The organism is Pseudomonas aestuarii, assembly GCF_027988105.1.
Classification (GTDB): domain Bacteria; phylum Pseudomonadota; class Gammaproteobacteria; order Pseudomonadales; family Pseudomonadaceae; genus Aquipseudomonas; species Aquipseudomonas aestuarii.
The window spans coordinates 564718-591504 of record NZ_JAQJZJ010000002.1 but is presented as its reverse complement, the minus strand read 5'-3'; the positions used below and the strand labels follow the sequence as shown (position 1 = coordinate 591504).

Annotated in this window: 31 protein-coding genes and 1 pseudogene; 17 read left to right on the top strand and 15 right to left on the bottom strand. The window is 60.0% G+C overall.

The genetic code is table 11. The annotated features are described in order from the left end of the window. Positions 1–81: 81 nt before the first annotated feature. From PH586_RS06665 to arsC, 3 genes are read right to left on the bottom strand one after another with little or no spacing between them, the layout of a single operon-like run. A complete protein-coding gene (locus PH586_RS06665) occupies positions 82–492 on the bottom strand; it encodes a DUF2069 domain-containing protein (RefSeq protein WP_271346967.1) in 411 nt (136 codons plus the stop codon). Continuing rightward, positions 485–1090 carry an NAD(P)H:quinone oxidoreductase gene (gene wrbA, locus PH586_RS06660; RefSeq protein WP_271346966.1) on the bottom strand — a complete coding sequence of 202 codons (606 nt, stop codon included), beginning with the start codon at positions 1088–1090 and terminating at the stop codon, positions 485–487. Before wrbA ends, PH586_RS06665 begins: the two co-directional genes overlap by 8 nt. Beyond that, positions 1087–1440 (bottom strand): arsenate reductase (glutaredoxin), encoded by a 354-nt coding sequence (arsC, locus tag PH586_RS06655; protein ID WP_271346965.1) that lies wholly within the window; start codon positions 1438–1440, stop codon positions 1087–1089. Before arsC ends, wrbA begins: the two co-directional genes overlap by 4 nt. Positions 1441–1561: 121 nt before the next feature. Between arsC and PH586_RS06650 the strand changes: the two genes are divergently transcribed. Further along, positions 1562–2782: a virulence factor BrkB family protein gene (locus PH586_RS06650; protein WP_271346964.1), complete on the top strand. Its 1221-nt coding sequence runs from the start codon at positions 1562–1564 to the stop codon at positions 2780–2782. 159 nt (positions 2783–2941) lie between these two features. Beyond that, entirely contained in the window at positions 2942–3178 is a 237-nt protein-coding gene (locus PH586_RS06645) for a hypothetical protein (RefSeq protein WP_271346963.1), read from the top strand. A gap of 51 nt (positions 3179–3229) precedes the next feature. On the opposite strand, the gene PH586_RS06640 is transcribed toward PH586_RS06645, so the two are convergent. Both PH586_RS06640 and PH586_RS06635 read right to left on the bottom strand, forming a co-directional pair. Continuing rightward, a complete protein-coding gene (locus PH586_RS06640) occupies positions 3230–3622 on the bottom strand; it encodes a hypothetical protein (protein WP_271346962.1) in 393 nt (130 codons plus the stop codon). Between the two features lie 127 nt (positions 3623–3749). After that, positions 3750–5159: a PilZ domain-containing protein gene (locus tag PH586_RS06635; RefSeq protein ID WP_271346961.1), complete on the bottom strand. Its 1410-nt coding sequence runs from the start codon at positions 5157–5159 to the stop codon at positions 3750–3752. A gap of 30 nt (positions 5160–5189) precedes the next feature. On the opposite strand from PH586_RS06635, the gene PH586_RS06630 reads away from it, so the two are divergent. Together PH586_RS06630 and PH586_RS06625 are read left to right on the top strand one after the other, a co-directional pair. Then, entirely contained in the window at positions 5190–5669 is a 480-nt protein-coding gene (locus PH586_RS06630; protein ID WP_271346960.1) for a TlpA disulfide reductase family protein, read from the top strand. Between the two features lie 4 nt (positions 5670–5673). Continuing rightward, positions 5674–5949: an acylphosphatase gene (locus PH586_RS06625; protein ID WP_271346959.1), complete on the top strand. Its 276-nt coding sequence runs from the start codon at positions 5674–5676 to the stop codon at positions 5947–5949. A gap of 150 nt (positions 5950–6099) precedes the next feature. Here PH586_RS06625 and PH586_RS06620 read toward each other — a convergent pair whose 3' ends face one another. From PH586_RS06620 to PH586_RS06610, 3 genes are read right to left on the bottom strand one after another with little or no spacing between them, the layout of a single operon-like run. Beyond that, entirely contained in the window at positions 6100–6672 is a 573-nt protein-coding gene (locus tag PH586_RS06620) for a transglycosylase SLT domain-containing protein (protein ID WP_271346958.1), read from the bottom strand. Positions 6673–6680: 8 nt separating this feature from the next. Then, complete coding sequence (locus PH586_RS06615) at positions 6681–7634, bottom strand: hypothetical protein (RefSeq protein ID WP_271346957.1); 954 nt, start codon at positions 7632–7634, stop codon at positions 6681–6683. A gap of 24 nt (positions 7635–7658) precedes the next feature. After that, entirely contained in the window at positions 7659–9374 is a 1716-nt protein-coding gene (locus PH586_RS06610; protein ID WP_271346956.1) for a proline--tRNA ligase, read from the bottom strand. A 115-nt stretch (positions 9375–9489) separates the two neighbouring features. Here PH586_RS06610 and PH586_RS06605 point away from each other — a divergent pair, with 115 nt between their 5' ends. Further along, positions 9490–9897 (top strand): PaaI family thioesterase, encoded by a 408-nt coding sequence (locus tag PH586_RS06605; protein ID WP_271347065.1) that lies wholly within the window; start codon positions 9490–9492, stop codon positions 9895–9897. Between the two features lie 210 nt (positions 9898–10107). Here the strand turns inward: PH586_RS06605 and PH586_RS06600 are convergent, their stop codons facing one another. After that, positions 10108–11385, bottom strand: coding sequence for an OprD family porin (locus PH586_RS06600; protein WP_271346955.1), 1278 nt, complete (start codon positions 11383–11385; stop codon positions 10108–10110). A 732-nt stretch (positions 11386–12117) separates the two neighbouring features. On the opposite strand from PH586_RS06600, the gene PH586_RS06595 reads away from it, so the two are divergent. Then, positions 12118–12543: an HIT family protein gene (locus PH586_RS06595; RefSeq protein ID WP_271347064.1), complete on the top strand. Its 426-nt coding sequence runs from the start codon at positions 12118–12120 to the stop codon at positions 12541–12543. Positions 12544–12546: 3 nt separating this feature from the next. Beyond that, entirely contained in the window at positions 12547–12753 is a 207-nt protein-coding gene (locus PH586_RS06590) for a SlyX family protein (protein WP_238041813.1), read from the top strand. A 70-nt stretch (positions 12754–12823) separates the two neighbouring features. Here the strand turns inward: PH586_RS06590 and PH586_RS06585 are convergent, their stop codons facing one another. From PH586_RS06585 to PH586_RS06565, 6 genes and pseudogenes are all read right to left on the bottom strand, one after another. Next, entirely contained in the window at positions 12824–13048 is a 225-nt protein-coding gene (locus tag PH586_RS06585; RefSeq protein WP_172147515.1) for a cold-shock protein, read from the bottom strand. A gap of 63 nt (positions 13049–13111) precedes the next feature. Continuing rightward, positions 13112–13432 (bottom strand): annotated as a pseudogene (locus tag PH586_RS23580) (cold shock domain-containing protein membrane protein); the annotation flags it as partial. 169 nt (positions 13433–13601) lie between these two features. Further along, positions 13602–14669, bottom strand: coding sequence for a GGDEF domain-containing protein (locus PH586_RS06580; protein ID WP_271346954.1), 1068 nt, complete (start codon positions 14667–14669; stop codon positions 13602–13604). Positions 14670–14841: 172 nt separating this feature from the next. After that, positions 14842–15312 carry a Dps family protein gene (locus tag PH586_RS06575; RefSeq protein WP_238041811.1) on the bottom strand — a complete coding sequence of 157 codons (471 nt, stop codon included), beginning with the start codon at positions 15310–15312 and terminating at the stop codon, positions 14842–14844. Positions 15313–15448: 136 nt separating this feature from the next. Next, complete coding sequence (locus PH586_RS06570; protein ID WP_271346953.1) at positions 15449–16267, bottom strand: SDR family NAD(P)-dependent oxidoreductase; 819 nt, start codon at positions 16265–16267, stop codon at positions 15449–15451. 95 nt (positions 16268–16362) lie between these two features. Then, positions 16363–17481, bottom strand: coding sequence for an HD domain-containing phosphohydrolase (locus tag PH586_RS06565; RefSeq protein ID WP_271346952.1), 1119 nt, complete (start codon positions 17479–17481; stop codon positions 16363–16365). A gap of 282 nt (positions 17482–17763) precedes the next feature. On the opposite strand from PH586_RS06565, the gene aspS reads away from it, so the two are divergent. From aspS to tolB, 10 genes are all read left to right on the top strand, one after another. Then, the gene (aspS, locus tag PH586_RS06560) at positions 17764–19539 is read left to right on the top strand and encodes an aspartate--tRNA ligase (RefSeq protein WP_271346951.1); all 1776 of its coding nucleotides are present in this window, start codon (positions 17764–17766) and stop codon (positions 19537–19539) included. Positions 19540–19627: 88 nt separating this feature from the next. After that, positions 19628–20374, top strand: a complete 747-nt coding sequence (locus PH586_RS06555) for a YebC/PmpR family DNA-binding transcriptional regulator (RefSeq protein WP_271346950.1) — start codon at positions 19628–19630, stop codon at positions 20372–20374. Between the two features lie 176 nt (positions 20375–20550). Beyond that, positions 20551–21075 carry a crossover junction endodeoxyribonuclease RuvC gene (gene ruvC / locus PH586_RS06550; protein WP_079201317.1) on the top strand — a complete coding sequence of 175 codons (525 nt, stop codon included), beginning with the start codon at positions 20551–20553 and terminating at the stop codon, positions 21073–21075. A 21-nt stretch (positions 21076–21096) separates the two neighbouring features. Further along, the gene (gene ruvA, locus PH586_RS06545) at positions 21097–21702 is read left to right on the top strand and encodes a Holliday junction branch migration protein RuvA (RefSeq protein ID WP_271346949.1); all 606 of its coding nucleotides are present in this window, start codon (positions 21097–21099) and stop codon (positions 21700–21702) included. 6 nt (positions 21703–21708) lie between these two features. After that, positions 21709–22761, top strand: coding sequence for a Holliday junction branch migration DNA helicase RuvB (gene ruvB / locus PH586_RS06540; protein ID WP_271346948.1), 1053 nt, complete (start codon positions 21709–21711; stop codon positions 22759–22761). Between the two features lie 52 nt (positions 22762–22813). Continuing rightward, positions 22814–23266, top strand: a complete 453-nt coding sequence (gene ybgC / locus PH586_RS06535; RefSeq protein WP_271346947.1) for a tol-pal system-associated acyl-CoA thioesterase — start codon at positions 22814–22816, stop codon at positions 23264–23266. Between the two features lie 2 nt (positions 23267–23268). Beyond that, positions 23269–23964, top strand: a complete 696-nt coding sequence (tolQ, locus tag PH586_RS06530) for a protein TolQ (protein WP_271346946.1) — start codon at positions 23269–23271, stop codon at positions 23962–23964. Positions 23965–23996: 32 nt separating this feature from the next. After that, the gene (gene tolR, locus PH586_RS06525; RefSeq protein WP_271346945.1) at positions 23997–24449 is read left to right on the top strand and encodes a protein TolR; all 453 of its coding nucleotides are present in this window, start codon (positions 23997–23999) and stop codon (positions 24447–24449) included. Next, a complete protein-coding gene (tolA, locus tag PH586_RS06520; RefSeq protein WP_271346944.1) occupies positions 24449–25447 on the top strand; it encodes a cell envelope integrity protein TolA in 999 nt (332 codons plus the stop codon). The genes tolR and tolA overlap by 1 nt, the downstream gene beginning before the upstream one ends. Continuing rightward, positions 25444–26742 (top strand): Tol-Pal system beta propeller repeat protein TolB, encoded by a 1299-nt coding sequence (tolB, locus tag PH586_RS06515; protein ID WP_271346943.1) that lies wholly within the window; start codon positions 25444–25446, stop codon positions 26740–26742. Before tolA ends, tolB begins: the two co-directional genes overlap by 4 nt. The last annotated feature ends 45 nt before the right edge of the window (positions 26743–26787 follow it).

Here is a 26787-nt window from a genome sequence, read left to right as displayed (position 1 = left end):
TTGTCGGGCCGCCAGGCATCCGAGTCGATGTCGTCTCCAGCCGATGGCGCGCGGTGCGGCGAAGCAGCCCAGTTGGCCCGCTCAATTTTCCCCGGCCAACTTGCGGTCGTACTGGAAGCACCAGCGGGTATACATCAGCGCGGCGCAGAACAGGCTGATGCTGAGCAGGGTTTGCGCCCAGCCAAACAGTGCCTTGGATGGATCGAAGGCGGCCAGTACCCCCTGAATGAAGTACAGGTTGACCACGAAGCAGGTCCAGGCATGGGCGCGGGCGCTGCCCAGGATCAGACCAGGGGCGAGTAGTAGCAAAGGCCCCAGCTGGAAGGCCAGGATCACCCAGAGCAGTTTGTCCGGTATTGCGGCGAACATCAGGTTCCATACCAGTAGCAACAGCGCCAGGGCCATGAAGCTCATCAGGCTGATGACGCGGCTGACAGCCATGCGCGGCTTTAGCCAGTCGAGTGACGGCAGGGGTTTTGAGGTTTTAGCCACGGGCGGTCTCCAGTTTCACTGCAGTCTGCGCCAGGCGCTGACCCAGTACGCGGCAGAGGGTTCTTTCATGTTCGTCGAGGGTGCGCTTGCCGTCGGCGCCAGCATGGTGGCTGGGGCCGTAAGGCGTGCCGCCGCCGCGGGTCTCCAGTAGCGCGGTCTCACTGTAGGGCAGGCCGGTAATCAACATGCCGTGGTGCAGTAATGGCAGCATCATCGACAGCAGGGTGGTTTCCTGACCGCCATGCAGGCTGGCGGTGGAGGTGAATACACCAGCCGGTTTGTCGACCAGGCCGCCCGTCAGCCACAGGCTGCTGGTGCCGTCGAGGAAGTATTTCAGCGGCGCCGCCATATTGCCGAAGCGTGTCGGGCTGCCGAGGGCCAGGCCTGCGCAATTCTTCAGGTCGTCGAGGCTGACGTACAGCGCGCCTTCGGCTGGTATCTGCGGGGCTACCGCTTCGCATTCGCTGGAGATTGCCGGTACCGTGCGCAGGCGCGCCTCCAGGCCGGTCATTTCCACGCCGCGGGCGATCTGGCGGGCCATCTCGGCAGTGGCGCCGTGGCGACTGTAATACAGCACCAGAATATAGGGCGCACTCACGGCAGGATCTCCAGGACTTTCTCCGGTGGCCGGCCAATCACCGCCTTGCTGCCGACGATCAGGATCGGTCGCTCTATCAGTTTCGGATGAGCCGCCATGGCCTCGATCAATTGCGCCTCGCTCAGGCCGGGGTCGGCCAGGTTTAGCGTGCGGTAGTCGTCTTCGCCGCTGCGCAGCAGTTGCCGGGCGCCGATCCCGAGTTTGCCGAGCAAGTCGCTTAATTGGGCGGCACTGGGAGGGGTTTCCAGGTAACGCACGATGGTCGGCGTCAGGCCGCGCGCTTCGAGCAGTTGCAGGGCGCCACGGGATTTCGAGCAGCGAGGATTGTGATAGAGCGTCAGATCGGTCATAAGCGGGTCGCATCTTGCGGCAGGTGGCGGCTATTCTAACCGCGTCGGCGTCCTAGTCTGAACAGGGCGGTGAGTTTGTGGTCTGCAATGGGGCCAGTTGGCTAATCGCTAAGGAGAGGGCATGCGTCAGCGTTTGCATGATTGGATGGAATTCTGGCGCTTTCTGCTGCAGCGCTTTCTCGCCGATCGCGGCGCCAACAATGCCGCCGCGTTGACCTATACCACCTTGTTCGCGGTGGTGCCGATGATGACCGTGACCTTCGCCATGCTCTCTGCCGTGCCGGCATTTCAGGGCACGGGCGAACAAATCCAGACGTTTATTTTCCGCAACTTCGTCCCCTCGGCGGGGGAAATGGTCCAGGAGTATCTGCGCAATTTCACGGCCCAAGCCCGTCAGTTGACCTGGATTGGCGTGGTGGTGCTGGCGGTTACCGCCTTCTTGATGCTGGTAACCATTGAAAAGGCCTTCAACACCATCTGGCGGGTACGTCAGCCGCGCCGGGGTGTCTCGAGTTTTTTGCTGTATTGGGCGATTTTGAGTCTGGGGCCAATCCTGCTCGGTGCCGGCTTCGCGGTCAGTACCTATGTCGCTTCACTGTCGCTGCTCTCTGGGCCTGATGCGCTGATTGGGGCAAAAACCTTGTTGAGTTTCGCGCCACTGCTCTTCAGCGTGGCGGCCTTTACCTTGCTCTATGCCACGGTACCCAATGCGCGAGTGCCCTTTCAGCATGCGCTGCTGGGCGGGCTATTCACCGCCGTCTTGTTCGAGGTGGCTAAAGCACTGTTCGGGCTCTATGTGCAGCGCTTTCCGGGGTATCAGTTGATTTACGGGGCCTTTGCCACGGTGCCGTTGTTCCTGTTGTGGATCTACCTGTCCTGGCTGATCGTTTTGTTTGGTGCCGAATTGGTCTGCAACCTGAGCTCATCGCATAAGTGGCGCAAGCTCGCCATGCCGCGGTTGTTGGTGGTGATGGGAATCTTGCGGGTGTTTTATGCGCGTCAGCAGTCGGGTCTGAAAGTGCGACATCGCGATGTGCAGCGTCTGGGCTGGCAGTTGCCGGAGCATGAGTGGGAGGAGGTGCTCGAGTTTCTCGAGCGGCAGCAGTTGGTCGCACCGACCAGTGCGGGGGCCTGGGTGTTGATCCGTGATCTCGATCATTACAGCCTGCAGCAGCTGTTGAGCCGCAGCCCCTGGCCGCTACCACAGCTCAGCCAGTTGCCGGAGCGGCTCGATGAACCCTGGTATCCAGCGTTACGCCAGGCGTTGGAGCGGCTGTATGAGGAGCAGGCCGTGCTGTTCGATGGCAGTCTGGCACACTGGCTGAACCCTGTAGCGGAGTGACAAAAAGCGTCAGTTTACGGCGCACAGTCGATCTTCGGTTGCCTGCATGGGCAATGACAGTCCCACAGTGGGGGGCGAAAAGCAGGCTGGCACGCTTCTGGCAATCCTTATGGCATATTGCAATCAGGTTGCCGGGATTGATGGGGTTGAAGGCGTGCCATGACAGCTGAACATTTTCGCGAAGCCACTAAGGGCAAGTTGATCTACCTGCACCAGCGCGATCCGCGCGAGGCGCTGGAGCGACTGAACCGGATTACCGGGCTGAGTTTTGCGCGCTGGCCCGAGTCGCTGGTGTCTCCTCTGCCCGAACCCGAACCCGAACCCGAACCCGAACCCGAACCCGAACCACAGCCGCTGGCCGAGCAAAACGGCTGTGCGGCGCGAGTGGGTGGCTGAGCCCAGCAAAACCCCGCGGCTCTGCGCGGGGCTGGTCGACGATCTGCAGGCTCAGGCTGACGCTTGGCGGCTGTTTTGGCGGGTCGCTTCGACCGCTTGTATGAACAACTCTTCGACCACCAGAGTTGCCGTCGGCACGGCCGAGCGCAGGCGTATCTGCATGTCTTCGATCTTCTTCCGGACCGGAAGTCGGGCGACACCGGAAAGCAGAATTTTTGCGTGCGGGCTGACCTTGCCGTGATCCACGCTGACCTCGTGGCGCTTGTCGCCATCACGGTAGCTGACCAGTAACGATACCGGCAAATTGGCCAGTCCCGGCAATTGTAGCCAGGTCGCGATGTTGTATTCGGCTACACGCCCGTCGTAGGGCGTGACCAGCAGATGGGCAGCATCGACGATGTGCGATGGCACAGGGCCGATCAACTTGTCGTGGGCGTTGGTCATTGTGCTGTTCCCGGGGCTATGGCGGAGCGTAGCGTTTCGATGGCCAGCGAATTATAAGCAGGGGTGTGTCGAGCAAACTGTGCACTCGGCCGTCGTTCGCTGTGATTCCTCTCGCAGTTTCTGTTGTTCAGGCCAGTTGCAGTGGGTGGCGCGTGACCGAGGCGGTGCTGAGGTTGGCTGCGGGGAGCGGCATGATCACCTGGTTATGCACGTTGGCCTGCTGCAGCCAAAGGTTTTCCCCTTCGCCGAATTGCCCAGTGGGCAGCCACAGTCCGTGATGCCAGCCATTGCCGGGTGTTGGTGTGCTCTGCAAAACGCCTTGGTGAGTTTGTGCGCTGGGAGTGCGGCGCAGCCAGACCGGTTTCGCCAGGCCTTTCAGGTAGTGCAGGCCCAGGTGCAACCCCTCGATATTGATATGGCGCCAGCGCACTAACGCCAGAAGTGGTGCCGGCTGGCTGGTCAGCAAGAGCACCAATTGACCCACTGCTACGTGCGCTACTTGATCGGGGTGACACAGCAGGCGCGCGCCTCCTGTACTGGCATCGAGCATCTGGGCGGTCGAGGGAGCAGGCCGCTGCTCCAGCAGTTGGGCGTGGATGGCTGGCAAGCCGACCAGCAGGTTGCAGGCCACATCAAACTCTTCGCGCAGGTAGCGACGCTGTTGCTGGCCCATCCAGTGGTGCTGAACGCGCTCGAGCAGTTGGCGCTCGCGGGGGCTCTGCAGTGGGGCGGGATCATGCAGCGCAACCAGCAATGCGCCTAGTTCGAAGCGCCGCAAGTAGTCGCGACTGCCGTCGGGTTGTTGCGCATAGCCGAGACAGGGTTGCGATTCTGTCAGGTCGACGATCGGGGCTTCGCTGTCGACCTCGTCATCCCAGGGCCGTAAGCGCGCCAGGCCTGCCAGGGGCGCCAGTGCGCCGAACAGCTGCGGACATTCGCCCTCGCCAAGATGAAACGGGTTGCTCAAGGCGAGCAGCAACATCTGCTGGTATAGGCCGCGCAAGGTGCTTGCCGGCGATGGCTGGAAGGCTGCCGCGACCGGTTCATCCAGGCACTCCTGATGTTCGCCGATCCAATACAGCAGATGGCTGTCGCGCCACAGGCTGGGCGGTGGTTCCTGATACAACTGGTAGTGGCGCAACAGGCTCTGCGCGATGAAGTGCAGGGCCATATACAGGCACCAGGCCAAATGCGGGCGCGACGGTTGCCGGCCTTTGAGGATCTGCAGCAGCAGGCGCTTGAAGCCGATAGCCAGCTCGTCGCACAGGCGCACGAACAACTGCGATGGGGGCTTGCCGTCAAGGTAGACCGCGGCATAGTGTCGATATTCATCGCTGCACTTTTGCAGCGCGCGTTGCCTTTCGAGTAAGGTCATGGCACTGCGGTTCAGCTCGAACAGCAGGCTGAGCACTTGTTGCAGTGCCTCTTCATGTTGCAGCAAGCGAGCTTGAGCTAAACGCTCGTTGAGGTCGGCCAGCGGAGCCGCGTCTTCTGCGAGGATGTCCGGCACTTCAAGGCGCAAGGCATCTAGGGTCATATCAAGCCAGTCAGGACGAGGAGCGAATGCATGGGAACGCGACTCCAGGTTGTTGTACGTACGCTAATGGGAATTTGCGCCGGCTTGATTCTGGCCGGTTGTGCTGAAGATGTCGGCGTCGATCAGTATGGACGAAAGGTACCGGCTGAGCGCCTGGAAGGCCAGTGGTTGGTGATTAATTACTGGGCCGAGTGGTGCGCGCCCTGTCGTAGCGAAATTCCCGAACTGAATGCCCTGGCCGTCCAGCTTGAGGCGCGCTCGGTGCGCGTATTGGGGGTTAACTTCGATGGCCTGTCGGGCACACAGTTGAGTACGGCCTCAGATGCGATGGGGATAGATTATACCGTGCTCGCGCAAGACCCGGCCGCGCGCTATGGACTGCCGGCCAATGCTGTGTTGCCGGTCACCTATATTGTCGATGACCAGGGGCAGATGCGCGAACGCTTGCTCGGCGAGCAGACCGCGGCCGGATTGGCGGCGCGGGTGCAGGTATTGCGTAATGGAGGCTAGTGGCATGCAGCGAATTTGTTTACATGGGTATGTCAGTGGTCAGGTGCAGGGGGTGTTTTTTCGTCAGGCCACTGCCGAACAAGCCGAGCGCCTGGATGTGGATGGCTGGGTTCGTAACCTCGGCGACGGTCGCGTCGAGGTGTTGCTCGAAGGCGAGGAGCCCGCGGTGCGCGAGCTGGCCGCCTGGCTGGAGCAGGGGCCGCCAAAGGCCAAGGTCACCACGATCGCGCTGGAGGAGCAGGCGTTGCAAGGAATCGCCGGGTTCGTCGTGCGGCGCTGATGGCGTGTAATGGCACGATGTCGTGGTTGCCCGGCTGCAATGCGGCAGGCGGTGCATGCGAACCGTCTGCGCGCTATTCGCTTGGCCTATGCTGCCACGTAGCTTGCACACCAACTCGGAAGCTAGAGGCTGGGTCCAGTCATGGGCGTGTCACGGCTTGACATACCAGAAGTCGTGCCAGAAACCGATGACCTTGGCGGGGTAGGTCTGCTTGCCAAGGCTGCCGTTGTAGCGAGCCAGGGCGCGGCTCAGGTTGCCGTTCTCCTTGCGCAAATAGAAGCTGAGGATGGTGCAGCCGTAGCGCAGGTTGGTGGCATTGTCGGTGAGGTTGTCCTGCGGACGGCCCAGTTCGGCTTTCCAGAAGGGCATGACCTGCATCATGCCCTGGGCGCCGGCCGAGGAAATGGCGAAGCGGTCGAAATGGCTTTCCGTGTGAATCAGGGCCAGGACCAGATCGGGACGCAAACCGGCCTTGCTGGCTTCGCGGTGCACCAGCCTGAGCAGGCTCAGGCGTTGTTCGGCATCGGCGATGTAGCGGGTCATGCGGGTCGACATGTCCAGCAGCCAGACCTCGGCATCGAAGCGGTCCTGAAAACTGTCGGCTTCGGCCACGGTGCGTTGTAGCAGCATCCGCAGTTCCGGTTCGGGTGCCTGGCGCAGGCTGGCATGGATGGGCAGGCACAGCAGCGTAATCAGAAGTGTCAGGCACAGGCGCACGGCCATGCTCCAGTTCAGTCGTTGCCGGGATCGGCGACCAGGCGCCCGGCGTCCTGCAGCAGCGCCTGCAGAAAGCTCTCCTGCAGTTCGGGATCGTTGCGGGTCAATTCGATCAGGCTCTGTTCCAGTTCGCTGGCTTCTTCCTCCAGGCCCAGTTCGGACAAGCGCTTGACCCGATGCACCCACTGTTCGACGTCATCGTCTTCCAAGTCGTCATAGATCAGCGTGTGCGCTTCCTGCAATTTGCCGCGCAGGGTGAGGCTGATCAGTAAGGAGGCATCCGCTCGGGTCGAGCCTTGCGGGTCTTCAACGCTCAGCTGCAAGGCGCCGATACGGCTGACATCCTGCTCGGTAAATGGGCTGTCGAGCAGGTTGAGGCGCAGCACACCATTGCGGTCGGTCAGTAGCTCATGGGTTTGCTCGCTGGCTTTGACCAGTACCGAGCGCTCGGCCCAGGGCAGGCTGGAGTATTCCATGCGGGTGTCCTGGCGTTGCTCGTCGAGACTGGCAAGGTTCTGCTGCGAGCGGCCGTTGGACTCGACGTTGATGAACGGGTTAAGTCCGGCAAAGCCATAGCTGATCCAGTCTTTGGTGACGCTGTCCGGCAGGCTGCCGAGCAACACCACGTTGAGTGCGTTGGCGCCGATACCGGCGACCACGGCAAAGGCGCCCAGCGGCACTTCGTAGAGCTCGCGCCAGGGCTGATAAGGCGTGTAGCGGTCGTAACGACGGCTGACCTCGAATACGGTCACCTCGAAAGTCTTCTGTTCGTGCACCCGCACCCGCCGCTGCGGCAGTTCCAGTACGCGCGGCTCGCCAACGTCTATTTGCAGGCTGTGGTCCAGGAGTTTGCGTTCGACACGCTCCTCGTGTTCGCTGCGTTGCGGTAGTTGGTTGGCGCAGCCACTCAAAAAGAGGGCGCCGCAGAGTGCGGCGCCGATGCGGCCTAGGGTGCTTCGTGTGAACATGACGGCTCTTTTAAAATGCTGAAATCAGCGGCGGATACGTGCGTGTATGAAGGGCAGGATGTCGGCGACGGTCACCACCTGAGCCTCGGTTTCCTGGCGGCTCTTGTATTCCAGATTGCCTTCGGCCAGGCCGCGATCGCTGATCACGATGCGGTGCGGGATGCCAATCAACTCCATGTCGGCGAATTTGATCCCCGGACTGGTCTTCTTGTCACGGTCATCGAGCAGCACTTCGAAGCCGGCAGCCGTCAGATCGGCATAGAGCCGGTCGGTGGTTTCGCGTACGGCATCGGTTTCATAGCGCAGCGGCACCAGGGCGATCTGGAACGGCGCCAGCGTGTCGTTCCAGAGAATGCCGCGCTCGTCGTTGTTCTGCTCGATGGCGGCGGCCACCACGCGCGATACGCCGATGCCGTAGCAACCCATGGTCAGGATCGCCGGCTTGCCGTTTTCGCCCATCACCGTGCAGTTCAGCGCCTCGCTGTACTTGCTGCCGAGTTGGAAGATATGCCCGACTTCAATGCCGCGCTTGATCTCCAGCGTGCCCTGGCCGTCCGGGCTCGGGTCGCCGGCGACGACGTTGCGCAGGTCGGCGACTTCAGGCAGGGGCAGATCGCGTTCCCAGTTCACGCCGAAGTAGTGCTTGTCGTCGATATTGGCGCCGATGGCGAAATCGCTCATCAGGGCGACCGAACGATCGACAATGCACGGCAGTGGCAGGTTCAGCGGGCCCAGCGAGCCAGCGCCGGCGCCGATGGCATCGCGCAACTCGGCTTCCGAGGCCATGACCAGCGGGCTGGCGACCTGGGCCAGGTTGGCAGCCTTGATCTCGTTCAGCTCGTGGTCACCGCGAATGATCAGGGCGATCAGCTTGCCGGCTTCGGCGCCATGCACGACCAGCGTCTTGATGGTCTTTTCGATGGGCAGGTTGAAGCCTACGACCAGGTCGTTGATGGTCTTGGTGTCAGGTGTGTCGACCAGGCGCATTTCTTCGCTTGCTACGCCACGCACGTTTTCGCGTGGAATGGCCTCGGCCTTCTCGATATTGGCGGCGTAGTCGGAGCTGTCGCTGAAGGCGATGTCGTCTTCGCCTGACTCGGCCAGCACGTGGAACTCGTGGGAGCCGGTACCGCCGATGGAGCCGGTATCGGCCTGCACCGGGCGGAAGTTCAGGCCCAGGCGAGTGAACACATTGCAGTAGGCCTGGTGCATGCGGTCGTAGGTTTGCTGCAGGGAAGCTTGATCCGTGTGGAAGGAGTAGGCGTCCTTCATGATGAATTCGCGTCCGCGCATCAGGCCAAAGCGCGGGCGGATCTCATCACGGAATTTGGTCTGGATCTGGTACATGTTGAGCGGCAACTGCTTGTAGCTGCTCAGCTCGTTGCGGGCCAGGTCGGTGATCACTTCCTCGTGGGTCGGGCCGACGCAGAATTCGCGGCCGTGACGGTCTTTCAGACGCAGCAACTCCGGACCGTACTGCTCCCAGCGGCCCGACTCCTGCCACAGTTCGGCCGGTTGGATGGCGGGCATCAACACCTCGAGCGCGCCGGCGGCGTTCATCTCCTCGCGCACGATTTTCTCTACCTTACGCAGTACGCGCAGGCCCATCGGCAGCCAGGTGTACAGGCCGGAGGCGAGTTTGCGGATCATTCCGGCGCGCAGCATCAGCTGGTGGCTGATCACCACGGCGTCGGAAGGGGTTTCTTTGAGTGTCGAGAGCAGGAACTGACTGGTGCGCATATTTGGCCGTTCTGTCGGTTGCAAGGGCTTTTGATAGGTCGGCATTGTACGGTGCCTGTACTGTTGCGTACAGGATGCAGGTAGGCGACTCAAACAGGAGGTGAGCGTGACGGTATTGACGGCGGAACAGGTTCAGGCGCTGATTCGGGCTGGGTTGCCGCTCGCGGAAGACATCGAGCTGTGCATCGACCGGTTGGATGCGCAGGGTGTGCTGGCGCGGGTGCCTTTTCATGCCAAGCTGATACGCCCGGGTGGCACGTTGTCGGGGCCGACCATCATGGCGCTGGCGGATGCGGCCATGTATGCGGTGGTGCTGGGGCGGTTGGGGCGGGTGGAAATGGCGGTGACGTCAAACCTGAACATCAACTTTCTGGTCAAGCCAAAACCGCTAGATCTGTTGGCCGAAGCGCGGATTCTGCGTTTAAGCAAGCGGCAGGCGGTTTGCGAAGTATCGCTTTACTCTTTGGGTAATGAGGAAGAGTTGGTGGCGCATGTGACTGGAACTTACGCATTGCCACTTTGATGGGGGTTGGTTGAATTTTGATCAATTGCCAGTGGTGGGCGAGTAAAAGCGTTCTACTGGTTCGCTGCTGTGGGTCAATTGAGTGGGGCGAGTTTCATTCTGTCGTCGTTGCGTTTATGGCTGGTTGATTAGTGTCCAGTGTGTAATCGGCAGGCATGAAAAGCCCGGCAGAAGCCGGGCTTTTCATGTCACTAACGAACTACAGCTGAATTACAACACGCTCAGCGGGTATTCAACGATCAGACGGAAGTCATTCACGTCTGGGCCGTTGTCGCTGTTGGTGCGGTAGATAGCGTTACGCACACGGAAGGAAAGATCCTTCGCGGCGCCTTCCTGGATCACGTACTTGGCTTCGATGTCCAGCTCGTGCTCTTTTGCATTGCTATCCAAGAGTACGCCATTTTTGTCGCGGGCATTAATGTCGGTGCCAGTAGTGTAGCGGGTCATGAAGCTCAGGCCCGGAACGCCATAGGTGGCCATGTTCAGGTCGTAACGAGCTTGCCAGGAGGTTTCGTCTTCAGCGTTGAAGTCGGAGTACTGAACCGAGTTGTTCAGCCAGATGGTGCCGCCGCCGTCAATGCCGTAGTCGTAGCCAGCGTCACCGCTGGAGCGCTGATGGCCCAGGGTGAACTTGTGACCACCGATGGAGTAAGCGGCCGCCAGGCTCCAGATATTGTTGTCGACGTCGCCATCGATTTCTTGGCCGTCACCGCGAGTGCGGTAGCCGTTGAAGTCGAAGTTCAGAGCCTGATCATCTGCCAGTGGCAGATTGTAGTTCAGGTTGACATAGGTCTTCTTGAAATAATCTTCAACGTCAGAGGCGTGGATGGCGCCGCTGAAGTTGTCGTTGAAGCTGTAGCTGGCGCCGACAATATTGGCGGACTTCAGGCCAAAGGTATCGCGGTCGCTGCTGCGTTGGCTGCTCAGGGCGGTGAAGCGACCGGCGGTCAGTTCCAGGCCTTCGATCTCGTTGCTGGTCAGCAGGGTACCGGTAGCCACTTCAGGCAGGATGCGGCTGTCGTCGGTGCTGAAGACCGGGCTGCCGGTCATCTGGTTGCCGTATTTCAGAACGGTGTCGGAGATGCGGAACTTGATGGCGCCGCCGACTTCAGTCTGGGTGTCATCGCCGCGACCGCTATCAGTTTTGTCGAACTGGCCGGAGCCGTAGCGGCCGCGACCACTGTCCAGCTTGATGCTGGACAGGGAGTGAGCGTCGACGCCTACGCCAACGGTGCCTTGGGTGAAGCCGGATTCGGCCAGCAAACGAATGCCCAGGCCGGCTTCTTCGTAGTAGCCGTTGTCGCCGGTACCCGAAGTGTTGGAGGCGCCATTACGGAAATCGCGGTTGTGATACAGGATGCGATTGAAGATATTGAAAGTGCTCTCTTCCAGAAAGCCCTTGGACTCGGACTGGCTAGAGGCTACGGCCATTTGGGTACTGCCCGCTGCTACTGCGAGGGCGATTACGCTCCACTTCATCACTTGCATCGTGATTGCTCCTTTGGTTTAGAAGAGTTGCGCTGTCCAGTTGATTGTTATATGGACAGCTCTTTCTTTTTGTGTCGGCGCTAACTTATAGCACGCAGCCAAAGTTGGCGATAGTTGCAATCCACTCATTGCACTTTGTTCACGGTCGTGTCGCAAAAGACGATGAAGCATGTCGCAATTATGTAGATTCCTGCGTGTATTCAGCAGCGCTGACAAATTCTGCAATTTTGCTTGCGGTTAGCCTGGATTTTTTGCATGGCGCAAGGTGTCCCGAGCGCCTTAGTAACCTAAGGCAAAAACCGTGCACAAAGAACCGGACTTTCAAAATTTGTTGAGCTTTTGCCGCAGTTGGGCTCTCTCCGGCAGCATTCTAAAGGCATTGTCGCCCGGTTTCATAGGGGCTGCAGGCGCTATTTGCCGAGTGTTGGTGCAGCGAAGAGATGGTTGGTCTGGCGCCGCTTCCGTGTGTCGGCAGCATTCTGCTGGGAAGGGCACAGGTTGCAGTGGTAACGCCTGTGGCGATTCTGATTACTGTAGGAAACAAACCGTGCGCAATAATGGTGCGCGCCCTGTTGTTGTATGGCCTGCTTGTAGCGCACTTCGCGGTGCCCGAGTGTGCAGGTGAATCTGCGGCGGCTCCCGCGTATCCTGCTGGCCCGTCGCTGGGCATGTCGGGTTTGTGCTTATGGCACTAAGCTTTGTCTATTCAATGGTGTGGCAGGAGGGTGGCCGATGTTTGTTTTGGATTCGCGTTTGCAGCAGGACACTCTACCGGTGGGCGATTTTTCGCTGTGCCGTTTGCTGTTGATGAATGATGCGCACTACCCCTGGTTTATCTTGGTGCCCAGGCGCGAAGAGGTGAGTGAGGTGTTTCAGCTCGATGCCGATGATCAGCAGGCCTTGTGGCAAGAAACCACAAGGCTGGCCGAGACGCTCAAGGATGCCCTTGGGGCCGACAAGATGAACATTGCCACTCTGGGCAATATGGTCAGCCAGCTGCACATGCATGTGATTGTTCGGCGTCGTGACGATGCCGCCTGGCCGGCTCCTGTGTGGGGCAGGCTGCCTGCCCAGCCGTATAGCGATGAGCAGGTACTGGCGATCAAGGACAGGTTGCGCCTGGTGCTGGCCGAAAATTTCTGTTTTATCGAGGACTGAGGGATGAAGGCAGAGCAACGAATCACCGAGTTGGAAAGCCGTTTGGCTTTTCAGGATGACACCATTCAGGCGCTCAACGATGTGCTGGTGGCGCAGCAGCGTGAGTTGGATCGATTGCAGTTGCAGGTCGCGGCCTTGGCCAGGCGTCAGGATGAGCTGGGTGGGCAGCTCGACGCGGCTGAAGATGAGGCGCCACCGCCCCACTATTAGTATCTAGAGCCGGTTGCCTCAATAAACAGAAAAGCCCGCACTGCGCGGGCTTTTCTGTTTTTCCTGATGGTTAGCGGCGGGCGGGGGAGGCGGCAATTACGTCTTCAGCCTGCAGGCCCTTGTCGCGTTGCATGACGGAGAACTCGACGCGCTGGCCTTCGACCAGTACCCGATGGCCTTCGCCACGAATTGCGCGAAAGTGCACAAAGATGTCATCACCTGAGTCGCGGGAAATGAAGCCGAAACCCTTGGACGTATTGAACCACTTGACTGTGCCGGTTTCCCGGTCGGTCATGTTGTGAGTTGCAGTGGCGGTGTGGTCGCGGACTTTCAGGCGCAGGTTGGTTGCCAGGTGAAGCAGTACTGCGATGAGCACGGTGAGCAGGCTGAGCAGGGTAGCAGGCAGATCGGCAATCCTGGGCAGAGGAGCCAGTAGAATCAGGGCTTGCAACAATGTGCCCAGTATCAGCAAGGCAGAAACCAGGTTCTGCAGTTGATGGCGCGGGCCGGCATGCCAAATAGGCAGCTGGGGTGCCAGGATCAGGTTGATTAGGCCGAGCAGGGCAAGGCACAGGGCTTCTGGCTGTTGCAGGAATGGCAGGGTGTCATTGCTAAGGCTTGGCACAAATGACAGCAGCAGGGCGGTGAAGCCCGTTAGCAGGTGGACGATTTTCAACATTTTCAATGAGCTCACTTATTAAAAGGATCACCAGGAAGAGCCGATTGCACAGGCATTGCCTTGGGTTGAGGGCGTTGTGGATGCGCGCACAATTGGCCTATGCGCTACTCCAATGGCTCGGAACAGCGGCACGGGGCGTATTTAACAGCAAAGAGGTGAGCTACTCAAATCAAGCGCTTAGGGCGCTTTCGCAGGGCTCGGGGTGTACCTGGTTGCGACCGCTGTGTTTGGCCTGGTAAAGCGCGTCATCGGCGCGGGTAAGCAGGCTTTCCGGGTTGTCGCCGGGTTTGGCGAGGGCGAAACCGAAGGAGGCGCTGATACTGTCGAGTACCTGGTCGGTGCGGCGCACCTTTATACGCAGTGACTGGATTCTCATGCGCAGGTTTTCGGCGAAGGCGTGTGCGCTCTGGGTGTCGAGGCATTCGCGAAGAATTACGCAGAACTCTTCGCCGCCGTAGCGTGCGGCGGTGGCGCGCGGTGGCAGTGCATCGCGCAGCAGTTGACCGACATGCTGTAGAACCCGATCACCCAGGGGGTGGCCATATTGGTCGTTGAACTGTTTGAAGTGGTCAATGTCCAGCATCACCAGGGCCACGCCCTGATGATCGCCCGTCAGCGCCTGTTCGAGTAGGCGGGTAAAGGCGTGCCGATTGAATACCTGGGTCAGGCTGTCGAGGGTTGCCGCGACGTGGGCGCGTTCCAGTTGGCCGCGCAGGTGCTGGATCTCATTCTGCGCTGCGCGTATGCGGTAGAGGAACTTTTCTTGCTGATCCTGCATCTGTTGGGTGCTTTGTTGCAGGTCGTTCAATACGTTGGGCAGGTCATCGATAATCGGTTCTCTCAGTGCGGCGAGACCCTGTGCCAGGCTGGTTTGATAGTTGTGGCTTCCGGTTACGCTGAGGGAGACATCGTCTTCGATGCCATCGACCAGTTCGATGACTTGTTGTTGGCCGGCGCGGGCCTCTTCGAGTTCGTGGCGAATGACGTAGTCGCGGAACAGTTTGACGGCGGCTTCCGCTGGAAAGCTGTCGAAGTCGGTGACGATCTTGTCCAGGCGACGATTGAGTTCCGGCTCCCGGCCTTGGCAGTAGGTGTACCAGAGGGCGTAGTGCAGCGGGTTGGGTGCAATGCTATGACGCATCATCAGGGGTACGGCCTGTTTCAGCAGGGCGGCCGCTTCACGCGTGTCTTCTGGGTAGCGCTCAACAATGCTGGGTTTTTTTTTTGGCTTGCTCATGCACGTCACTGTGGCAAGTTGCAGATGGCCGAAGCATAGAACAAGCACCAGTCTTGCGCCTAGGAACATTTCGGCGCCACTGCGATCCTGCTGCAAGTCCCAGGTAAAGACCGGGAGTGGCCTTCACCTGTTGGTTGTTTCAATCAGTGGATGGGGCTGAGTCGGTGGCCTGTCAGGCGTCGAGCAAGCTGCGCAGCATCCAGGCAGTTTTTTCATGCACTTGCATGCGCTGGGTCAGTACGTCTGCAGTAGGCTCGTCGCTGACCTTGTCGAGCAAGGGGAAGATCCCGCGAGCCGTGCGAATCACGGCCTCCTGCCCCTGGACCAGCTGTTTGATCATGTCGGCAGCGCTGGGTACGCCTTCCTCTTCCTTGATCGAGGACAGGCGTGCATAGGCAGCGTAAGTGCCGGGTGCCGGGAAGCCCAGGGCGCGGATTCGCTCGGCGATCTGGTCGACGGCCAGTGCCAGTTCGGTGTATTGCCCTTCGAACATCAGGTGGAGGGTGTTGAACATCGGGCCGGTGACGTTCCAGTGGAAGTTGTGGGTTTTCAGATACAGGGTATAAGTGTCGGCGAGCAGGCGAGACAGGCCTTCGGCGATGGCGGCACGATCCTGCTCAGCAATTCCGATATTGATTTCCATACCATTTATCCTTTCATCAGGTGAGTCGGAGCTTGTCTGGCTCCGTGATGGGCAGAGCCTAGCATGGGCTCTGCGGGCTTTATCTTGGCTTAAAGTTAATCGGCACTATTGTCTGAGGCTATGGGGTGCGTAAGGTTCAACGCTTGCGCAAGAGCATGGCCAGCAGCCTGGGGTAGGCGCCCGGCAGCAGGCGTTGAATCCAGTCGAGGAGGCGGGCGTCGTTACCGATCAGGATGCGTGGGCGTTTGTTTTTGAGTCCTTCGACGATAATCCTGGCGGCCTGTTCCGGGGTGGTACGGGCCAGCTTGTCGAACTCTGCAGCTGCCCGGTTGGCGTCGCATTGGCCGTTGATACCCTGGTAAAAGCGCGCCGAACGGGCGATGCCGGTTTTGATCCCGCCAGGGTGAACGCAGCTGACCCGTACCTTGCTGTTGTGCAGTTCCTGGCGCAAGGCTTCGGTAAAGCCGCGAACGGCGAACTTGCTGGCGTTATACGCCCCCTGTGAGGGCATGCTGACGATGCCGAAGATGCTGGAAACATTGACGATGTGGCCAGCATTGTTGTCCAGCAGGTGCGGCAGGAAGGCTTTGGTGCCGTGCACGACGCCCCAGAAATTGATGCCCATTATCCATTCGAAGTCCTCATAGCTCAGGTTCGCAATGGTTTGTGACACCGCCACGCCGGCGTTGTTGATGATCAGGTGGGCGCTGCCGTGGTGGGCCAGTACGTCGTCGGCAAAGGCGAAGACTGCTGCGCGATCGGCTACGTCGAGGATGTGGCTGCTGACTTGGCGGCCGTGCTGGTGCAAGGCGCTGGAGATGCTTTCCAGGTTGCTGGCATTAATGTCCGCCAGGGCCAGATGGCAGCCTTCCTCGGCCAGTAGTTCGGCGAGGGCGCGGCCAATGCCAGAGCCTGCGCCGGTTATTACGGCTACCTTGCCTGCAAGCGATTGCATAATGCTCCCTGAGTCGAGCCTGGGCTCGCTGATGCCTGTCGATGATTGGTTAGTAGGGTGAGCGTAGGTCGGCGTGGCTGCCTGGCGCAAGGGGCTCAGCGGTGGGCGAGGGCCGGATGGTGCTGGAGTGTGCGGTTGAATGCGTCGACCCAGTTCGAGCTGAACTGGCGACCTGTCAGGCCGTTGATTTCGAGGATGGCGCGCAGTAGCGGGCGCTTGCTCAGTGTTTGGTGGGCGCGTTCGTGGGTGCGGGCATCGAAGGTGTCGACGATATTGATAATCAGCGCGCCGGGGCGAATGTCACGCTCGCGCAGGCCTTCAGGGTAGCCGCCACCGTCAGCATGCTCATGGTGTTGCAGGACGATTTCGGCGGCTGTTTGCCACTGGGGTAGTCGTTTTAGTAGGTCATAAGCCAGGTGTGGGTGCGATTGCATCTGCTGGCGTTCCTCGTGATTGAGGCCGGCTTCCTTGTGCAGCGTGTCCAGTGGCAGAAAGGCCATGCCCAGGTCGTGCAGGCATACGGCCGCCGCCAGCTGCGCAGGGGATTCCGCTGTATTGCCGAGCTGGTTGATGGCTAGGGCCAGGTCTAGTTGGCGCAAGCCGCGGCCCTGCCAATAGTGCGAGCGCCGCTCGCTGGCTTGCATCAGTTCGATGAAGAACAGGAGGTCTTCGTCCGGCACGATGCCGTGCTGCGCGAGCAGTTCGACGGCCTGTGAGTCGCCTGAGGTGGTGGGCGCGGGTAGCTGGCTGTTGGGGTCGAGTTGTTGCAGGAGCGATCGGCGGGCCTCGGTCTGTCGGGATGCGGGTGCGCCGGCCAGTTCGCGCAAGGCGTGGCTGAGTGCGTCAAACTGCTCGCGGTCGAGGCGGGCAGTGGGGCCGCCCAGGCCATGTGCGATCAGCTCTTTGAGGTGATCCAGGGTTACTAGCAGAATGTCGCCAAGCAGGTTGTCGAAGCTCAAGCGTGCCTCGCGCAAGCAGGCCAGCACATCTTCCATGGCTTGTGGCAGGGGCATTAGCGCGTTCAGGCCGATATAGCCCAGATTGCCTTTGATGGTATGAACCTGGCGAAACAGGTCGTGCAGCTTTGCTCTATCGTCGGGGCAGTGCTCCAGTTCGATAAGCAGTTGTTCGCTGCGCTGAAACTGCTCTGCGGTTTCCTGGCGAAAATCTGCCAGCACATCATTAGGTAGGTCGGCAGGGCTGGATGCAGTCATGAGCGATCTCCGTCTAGGTGGAGCTGAGTATAGATGGGCGGACAAAAGCGCTTGGGCTGGCGGCTGCAAGTGACGGCTTAACCATATATAATCCCGCGCTTTGCCGCGAAACGCGGGTTGAGGGCGGTCAGGCGCAAGCGCGCCGTTGGTCGATTGCTGGCCCCGTCGAAAGTTGCAATTGCAGAAAATACCGCGTGAACCTGCCGGCAGGCATGGCCCCGGACAAGCGCCGCACTCCACGCGGCCCAACGAATTCAAGACTCAAGAGAAGCGATTACCACCATGATGCGCAGCCATTATTGCGGCCAACTGAACGAGAGCCTGGACGGCCAGGAAGTCACCCTTTGCGGTTGGGTACATCGCCGCCGTGACCATGGCGGGGTGATTTTCCTCGACATCCGTGACCGCGAAGGTCTGGCCCAGGTGGTATTCGATCCTGATCGCGCCGAGACCTTTGCCGTCGCCGATAAAGTGCGCAGCGAATATGTGGTGAAGATCACCGGCAAGGTGCGCCTGCGTCCCGCCGGTGCCGGCAATGCCAACATGGCCAGCGGCGCCATCGAAGTGCTCGGTTATCAATTGGAAGTGTTGAACGAGGCGGAAACTCCGCCGTTCCCACTCAACGAGTACAGCGATGTCGGCGAAGAAACCCGCCTGCGTTACCGCTTCATCGACCTGCGCCGTCCAGAAATGGCAGCCAAGTTGAAGCTGCGTTCGAGCATCACCACCAGCATCCGTCGCTACCTGGACGAGAACGGCTTCCTCGACGTGGAGACGCCGATCCTCACCCGCGCCACACCTGAAGGTGCGCGTGACTACCTGGTGCCGAGTCGCACCCACGCCGGCAGCTTCTTCGCTCTGCCGCAGTCGCCGCAGCTGTTCAAGCAGCTGTTGATGGTTGCGGGCTTCGACCGCTACTACCAGATCGCCAAGTGCTTCCGCGACGAAGACCTGCGCGCCGACCGTCAGCCGGAATTCACCCAGATCGACATCGAGACCAGCTTCCTCGATGAAGCCGACATCATGGGCATTACCGAGAAGATGATCCGCCAGCTGTTCAAGGAAGTGCTGGATGTCGAGTTCGCCGACTTCCCGCACATGACCTTCGAAGAGGCCATGCGCCGCTATGGCTCGGACAAGCCGGACCTGCGCATCCCGTTGGAACTGGTGGATGTCGCCGATCAGCTCCAGGACGTCGATTTCAAGGTGTTCAGCGGCCCGGCCAACGATCCGAAATCCCGGGTTGCCGCGCTGCGCGTGCCAGGCGGGGCGAGCACGCCGCGCAAGCAGATCGACGACTACACCAAGTTCGTCGGCATCTACGGTGCCCGTGGCCTGGCCTATATCAAGGTCAACGAGCGCGCCAAGGGTGTCGAAGGTCTGCAGTCACCGATCGTCAAGAATATCCCGCTGGACAACCTCAATGTGATCCTCGATCGCGTTGGTGCGGTCGATGGCGATATCGTGTTCTTCGGTGCCGACAAGGCCAAGATCGTCAGCGAAGCCCTCGGCGCGCTGCGGATCAAGCTGGGCCATGACCTCAATCTGTTTACCTGCGAGTGGGCACCGATGTGGGTCGTCGACTTCCCGATGTTCGAGGAGAGCGATGATGGCAGCCTGAACGCACTGCACCATCCGTTCACCGCGCCGAAGTGCAGCCCGGAAGAGCTGGCGGACAACCCGGCCACCGCGCTGTCACGTGCCTACGACATGGTGCTCAATGGCACCGAGCTGGGTGGCGGCTCGATCCGTATCCATCGCAAGGAAATGCAGCAGGCTGTGTTCCGCTTGCTCGGCATCGGCGAGGAGGAGCAGCAGGAGAAATTCGGCTTCCTCCTCGATGCCCTCAAGTTCGGTGCGCCGCCGCATGGTGGCCTGGCCTTCGGTCTGGATCGTCTGGTGATGCTGATGACCGGCGCGCAGTCGATCCGCGAAGTGATCGCCTTCCCGAAAACCCAAAGCGCGGCCTGCGTCATGACTCAGGCGCCGGGTGTGGTGGATACCAAGGCGCTGCGCGAATTGCATATTCGCCTGCGCGAGCAGCCCAAGGCCGAGTAAGCCTTGCCGACGACATGGAGCCTGGGTTTGCCAGGCTTCTTCGTTATGGGTTGTACGAAACCTGATTTTAGTGATGACGGAGTGAGTTATGGCTGGTCATTCCAAATGGGCCAACATCAAACACCGCAAGGGGCGTCAAGACGCCAAGCGCGGCAAGATCTTCACCAAGCTCATTCGTGAGCTGACCGTCGCCGCCAAGGGCGGTGGCCTGCCAGCCGACAATCCGCGTCTGCGTCTGGCCGTGGAAAAGGCGCTGACCGCCAACATGACCCGGGACACCATCGACCGGGCGATCGCCCGCGGCGTCGGCTCGGACGAAGCCGACAATATGGTCGAGCTGAGTTACGAAGGTTATGCGCCCAGTGGCGTGGCCATCTTCGTCGAAGCCATGACCGATAACCGCAATCGCACCGCAGCCGAAGTGCGCCATGCCTTTACCAAATGCGGCGGCAACCTGGGTACCGATGGTTCGGTGGCCTATATGTTCGAGCGCAAAGGGCAGATCAGCTACGCCCCGGGGGTCGATGAAGATGCCTTGATGGAAGCGGCGCTGGAAGCCGGTGCCGACGATATCGTCAGCGCCGAGGACGGTTCGGTCGAGGTCTATACCGCGTTTGCCGACTTCCACGCGGTAAACGAGGCGTTGGGCAATGCCGGGTTCAAGGGTGACGAGGCCGAGGTGGCGATGATCCCATCGATCAGTGCGCCGGTCACGGACCTGGAGACTGCACAAAAAGTGATCAAGCTGATCGACATGCTGGAAGACCTCGACGACGTGCAGAGCGTCTATCACAACGCCGAGATTCCCGACGAGATCATGGAGCAGCTTGGCTGATTGTTGGTTGAGCGAAAGAGCCGGAAGCTGCTGGGGCGATGTTGCCCGGGAGCTCCCGGCTTTTTTATGGCTGCTATGTGGGTGACGGCGCCGATGCCTGCCCCTATACTCGCCGACTGGATAGATAAACAGTATAGCCGTCGGCATTGGTCGGCAACTCGAGCGGATGGTAGGGCATGACGTTGATCCTCGGTATCGACCCCGGCTCGCGCATCACCGGTTATGGTGTGGTGCGCGATACCGGGCGCAGCTGTGAGTATGTCGCCTCGGGCTGTATTCGGACTGGCAGCGGCTCGATGCCGGAGCGGTTGCAAATCGTTTTTCGCGGCGTGCGCGAGGTGATCGAGACCTACGGACCGGTGACCATGGGCATCGAGCAGGTGTTCATGGCGCGCAATCCAGACTCGGCGCTCAAGCTAGGCCAGGCCCGTGGCGTCGCTATCGTGGCGGGAATCGAGGCAGGACTGGATATTGCCGAGTACACCGCGACTCAGGTCAAGCAGGCGATTGCCGGTACCGGTGGTGCGGACAAGGAGCAGGTACAGATGATGGTCATGCATTTGCTCAAGCTGGTGCAGAAACCGCAGATCGATGCCTCGGATGCCCTGGCGATTGCGCTGTGCCATGCCCATCACCGTCAAAGCCTGATACCCCACGGTCTGGTCGCCGCCAAGCGGCGCGGCGGCCGCCTTCGTTTATAGCCTTACTCAAGGAAAACAGCGGTGATTGGACGTTTGTGCGGCACCTTGGCGGAGAAGCAGCCGCCACATTTGATTCTGGATGTGAATGGTCTGGGCTATGAGCTGGAAGTGCCCATGACAACCTTGTACCGTTTGCCCGCGGTCGGCGAGCCGTTGACCCTGCACACGCACCTGGTGGTGCGTGAAGATGCGCACCTGCTCTATGGCTTCTTCGAGAAGCGCGAGCGCCAGCTGTTTCGCGAGTTGATCCGGCTTAACGGCGTCGGTCCGAAACTGGCGCTGGCCTTGATGTCCGGGCTGGAAGTTGATGAGCTGGTGCGTTGCGTGCAGGCGCAAGACGCCTCGGTGCTGGTGAAAATACCCGGCGTCGGCAAGAAAACTGCCGAACGTCTGCTGGTTGAGTTGAAAGATCGCTTCAAAGCCTGGGAGGCCGTGCCGGGCATGGCGACCCTGGTCGTTGAACCTCGCGCCGCTGGCGCAGTCCCACATGCGGAGAATGATGCAGTCAGTGCGCTTATTTCCCTGGGTTACAAGCCGCAAGAAGCCAGTCGCGCCGTTTCCGCCGTCAAAGAAGACGGGCTGAGCAGTGAAGACATGATCCGTCGTGCCCTGAAGGGAATGGTGTAACGCCCGATGTTAGAAGCAGATCGCCTGATTACCGCCACTACCCGCGACCGCGATGAACAGGTCGATCGTGCCATTCGGCCGTTGAAGCTGGCCGAATACATCGGCCAGCCGAGCGTGCGTGAGCAGATGGAGCTGTTCATCCAGGCCGCCAGGGGGCGCAGTGAGGCCCTCGATCACACCCTGATCTTCGGTCCGCCAGGGCTCGGCAAGACCACCCTGGCCAATATCATTGCCCAGGAAATGGGCGTGTCGATCAAAAGCACCTCCGGCCCAGTACTGGAACGGCCGGGCGACCTGGCCGCGCTACTGACCAACCTTGAGCCGGGTGATGTGCTGTTCATCGATGAAATCCATCGCCTGTCGCCGATCGTCGAGGAGGTGCTGTACCCGGCAATGGAAGACTTTCAGCTGGATATCATGATCGGCGAAGGCCCGGCCGCGCGTTCGATCAAGCTCGACTTGCCGGCCTTCACCCTGGTTGGTGCCACCACGCGCGCGGGCATGCTGACCAATCCGCTGCGCGATCGCTTCGGTATCGTCCAGCGTCTGGAGTTCTACAACACCGAGGACCTGACCACCATTGTCACGCGTTCGGCGGGCATTCTCGGGTTGCCGATCGAGGCCCAGGGCGCCTTCGAGATCGCCCGGCGCGCCCGCGGAACGCCGCGTATCGCCAATCGTCTATTGCGGCGGGTACGGGATTTCGCCCAGGTGCGTGGTCAGGGCGACATCACCCGGCAGATTGCCGACTCGGCGCTGAACTTGCTGGATGTCGACGAGCGCGGCTTCGATCATCAGGATCGTCGCTTGCTGCTGACCATGATCGAGAAGTTCGATGGTGGTCCGGTAGGGGTCGACAGCCTGGCGGCGGCGATCAGCGAAGAGCGCCACACCATCGAAGATGTACTGGAGCCCTACCTGATTCAGCAGGGCTACATCATGCGTACCCCGCGCGGGCGCGTGGTGACCCGGCATGCCTACCTGCATTTCGGCCTGAACATGCCGAAACGCATGGGTGAATTACCGTCCGTCGACTTGTCTGCTGTTGATGACGACTAAGTAAAAATACTTTCTGCCAGTGATTGGCAAGTTCAGGAGCTAGCACTAGAGTATGCACGCGCAAAACGGAGTTCAGCCTTTCGCCTATCGTTGCCGGGTCTATTTCGAAGACACCGATGCAGGCGGCATCGTCTACTACGTCAACTACCTCAAATTCATGGAACGGGCTCGCACCGAGCGGCTGCGTGACCTGGGCTTTGCCCAGTCGACGCTGGCGGGTGAGGGCCTGTTGTTTGTCGTGCACTCCAGTGAGGCTCGCTATCACGCGCCGGCAAGGCTGGATGATGAGTTGCTGGTAAGTGCGCAAGTAATGGAATTAAACCGTGCCAGCCTGCGTTTTCGTCAGCAGGTCAGGCGGGCTACGGATGATGCGCTGCTCTGTGAAGGGCAGTTCCTGGTGGCCTGTGTGCGCGCCGACAATTTGAAACCCCGGGCCATTCCCGAAGCTCTGCGTGCGGCCTTTGCCGGCCTCAGCGACGCGGAAACAGCCAAAGCAGGAGAGTAAGCGTGGAAGCCAACGCAGTTGACCACATGTCGATGTGGAGTTTGATCAGCAATGCCAGTCTGGTGGTGCAGTTGGTGATGTTGACGCTGGTGGCCGCCTCGGTCACCTCGTGGGTCATGATTTTCCAGCGCAGCACCTTGCTGCGTGCGGCCAAGCGCGCCCTGGACAACTTCGAAGAGCGCTTCTGGTCTGGTATCGATCTGTCCAAGCTGTATCGTCAGGCGGGCAGCAATCCGGACCCTGACTCTGGGCTGGAGCAGATCTTCCGTGCCGGTTTCAAGGAGTTCTCCCGTCTGCGTCAACAGCCGGGCGTCGACCCCGACGCGGTGATGGACGGTGTCGCGCGCGGCATGCGCGTGGCTATTTCGCGTGAGGAAGAGAAGCTCGAGCAGAGCCTGCCGTTTCTCGCCACCGTGGGCTCCACCAGCCCCTATATCGGCCTGTTCGGCACCGTGTGGGGGATCATGAACGCCTTTCGCGGCCTGGCCCAGGTGCAGCAAGCGACTCTGGCTACCGTGGCGCCGGGTATTGCCGAGGCGCTGATTGCCACCGCCATCGGCCTGTTTGCCGCGATTCCCGCGGTCATCGCCTACAACCGCTTCACTTCGCGTGGCGAGATGTTGATCGGCCGCTACTACACCTTCGCCGATGAGTTTCAGGCGATCCTGCACCGCAAGGTACACACCAGCGACGACTAAGCCTTAGGCTCTCTCAAGATAGGTTTCAAGCCATGGCCAGAATTCGCAACAAACGCAAGCCGGTTTCCGAGATGAATGTGGTGCCCTACATCGATGTGATGTTGGTGCTGATGGTTATCTTCATGGTCACCGCGCCGATGCTCAACCAGGGGGTCAAGGTCGATCTGCCGCAAGTCAGCAGTGAAGTCTTGCCTCAGGACAATAACGCTCAGGTCCTGACGATCTCAATCAAGGCAGACAAGTCCTACTTCTGGAATATGGGCACGGAAGTCGATGTCGATACCGTGCAGGATCGGGCCTTGACCCTGGAAGAAATGACTGCGGCAGTAACCGCGATCATCCGCCAGAGTCGTACTCAGGGTAAACAGGTGCAGGTGTTCGTGCGCGGTGATAAAGCAGTCGATTACGGCACCGTAATGGCTGCCATGAGTGGCTTGCAGCTGGCCGACGTGGGTAACGTCGGGCTGATTACCGAGGCCCCCTGATGCGTCAGCAACGCGAACCGTCACCCTCGGATAGTCTGTTTTGGCCAGTGGTCTGGGCTGTGGCGCTGCATGCCTTGATGTTCGCCATGCTGTTCGTCAGCTTTGCTTTCGCTCCTGACTTGCCGCCGGCCCGGCCGATTGTCCAGGCAACCCTGTATCAGCTGAAGTCACAGAGTCAGGCGACCACCCAGACCAACCAGAAAATTGCCGGTGAGACCAAGAAAACCACCGCGCCGATTTATGAGACCGAACAGCTGGAGCAGAAAAAGGCCGATAAGGAAAAACAGGCAATTGCGGCTAAAGCTGCGGAACAAAAGCAGGCCGCGGAGGCTCAAAAGGCCGATGCGGCGAAGAAAGCCGATGCGGCGAAGCAGGCGGAAGCAGAAAAGAAAGCGAGCGAGCAGAAGAAGCTAGCCGAGATCGCCAAGAAAAAGGCGGCGGATGAAGCGGCGAAGAAGAAGGCTGCCGAAGACGCCAAGAAGAAAGCGACGGAAGACGCCAAGAAGAAGGCCGCCGAAGACGCCAAGAAAAAAGCCGCAGCCGAGGCCGCCAAGAAAAAGGCCGCGGATGATGCCAAGAAAAAGGCTGCCGAGGCCGCCCAACGCAAGGCCACAGAAGACAAGAAGGCCGCCGCCTTGGCCGAGCTGTTGTCCGAGGATGTCGGGCGTCAGCAAGCGCTGGCCGATGAAGTGGGCGACCAGGTTGCCGGTAATCTCGATGATTTGATCGTCAAGTTGGTCAGCGAGCAGTGGCGCAGGCCGCCATCTGCGCGTAACGGCATGAGTGTAGAAGTACTGATCGAGATGTTGCCCGACGGCACCATCATCAACGCCAGTGTCACCCGCTCCAGTGGCGATGCGCCCTTTGACAGTTCCGCGGTACAGGCGGTGCGTAACGTAGGCCGTATCGCTGAAATGCAACAATTGGATCGCGCTACTTTCGATCGACTTTACCGGCAGCGACGTGCCGTCTTCAAACCGGAGGATTTAGGTCTGTGAATACCCTGATGCGTATCGTCTTGCTCGGTCTGGCCATGTTGGTCGGTTCGGTGCAAGCGGCTGATCCCCTAGTGATCAGCACAGGTACTGACCGTGCGACACCTATCGCCGTCGTGCCATTCGGCTGGCAAGGTGGCACCGTGCTGCCGGAGGATATGGCCAAGATTATTGGCGATGACCTGCGTAACTCGGGGGTATTCGAGCCTATTGCGCCGCAGAACATGATCAGCCGGCCGAGTCAGGCCAGTGAAATCATTTACCGCGACTGGCAGGCCCTGGGCGCGCAATATGTCCTGGTTGGCAGCATGCTGCCCAGCGGGGGGCGTTTACAGGTGCAGTTCGCCCTGTTCAATGTGGCCACCGAGCAGCAGGTGCTAACCGGTAGCGTCGGCGGCGGAACCGATCAGCTGCGTGATATGGCGCACCATATCGCCGATTTGTCGTTCGAGAAGCTGACCGGGGTCAAGGGCGCGTTTTCCACGCGCATGCTCTATGTCACTGCCGAACGCTTCTCGGTCAACAACACCCGTTACACGCTGCAGCGCTCCGACTACGACGGTGCGCGTGCGGTGACTTTGCTGCAGTCGCGCGAGCCGATCCTGTCGCCATCGTTTGCGCCGGATGGCCGTCGTATCGCCTATGTGTCGTTCGAGCAGAAGCGTCCGCGCATCTTCGTCCAGCACATCGACACCGGCCGGCGCGAGCAAGTGACCAACTTCGAGGGGCTGAACGGTGCACCGGCCTGGTCGCCGGATGGCAGCCGTCTGGCATTCGTGCTGTCAAAAGATGGCAACCCGGAAATCTATGTGATGGAGATGGGCTCGCGGCAGCTACGTCGGGTAACCAATCAAGGCTCGATCGATACCGAGCCGTTCTGGGGCAAGGATGGCAATACCATCTACTTCACCTCGGATCGCTCCGGCAAACCACAGATCTACAAGACCAATATCAACAGCGGAGCGGCGGAACGAGTGACCTTCGTCGGCAACTACAATGCCAACCCGAAGCTCTCTGCAGATGAAAAGACCCTGGTGATGATCCATCGCCAGGAGGGTTACACCGTGTTCAAGGTAGCGGCTCAGGACCTGCAACGTGGCAATTTGCGCATTCTTTCCGATACAAGTTTGGATGAATCACCCACTGTTGCACCCAATGGCACCATGCTAATCTACGCGACCCGCCAGCAGGGTCGGGGAGTCTTGATGTTAGCGTCCATTAATGGGCGTGTAAGGCTCCCTCTTCCTACCGCTCAAGGCGAAGTTCGAGAGCCTTCCTGGTCCCCCTACCTGAACTGATGCGGCGCTACACCGTTGTATTGCTAAGTAATACTGCTTAACACA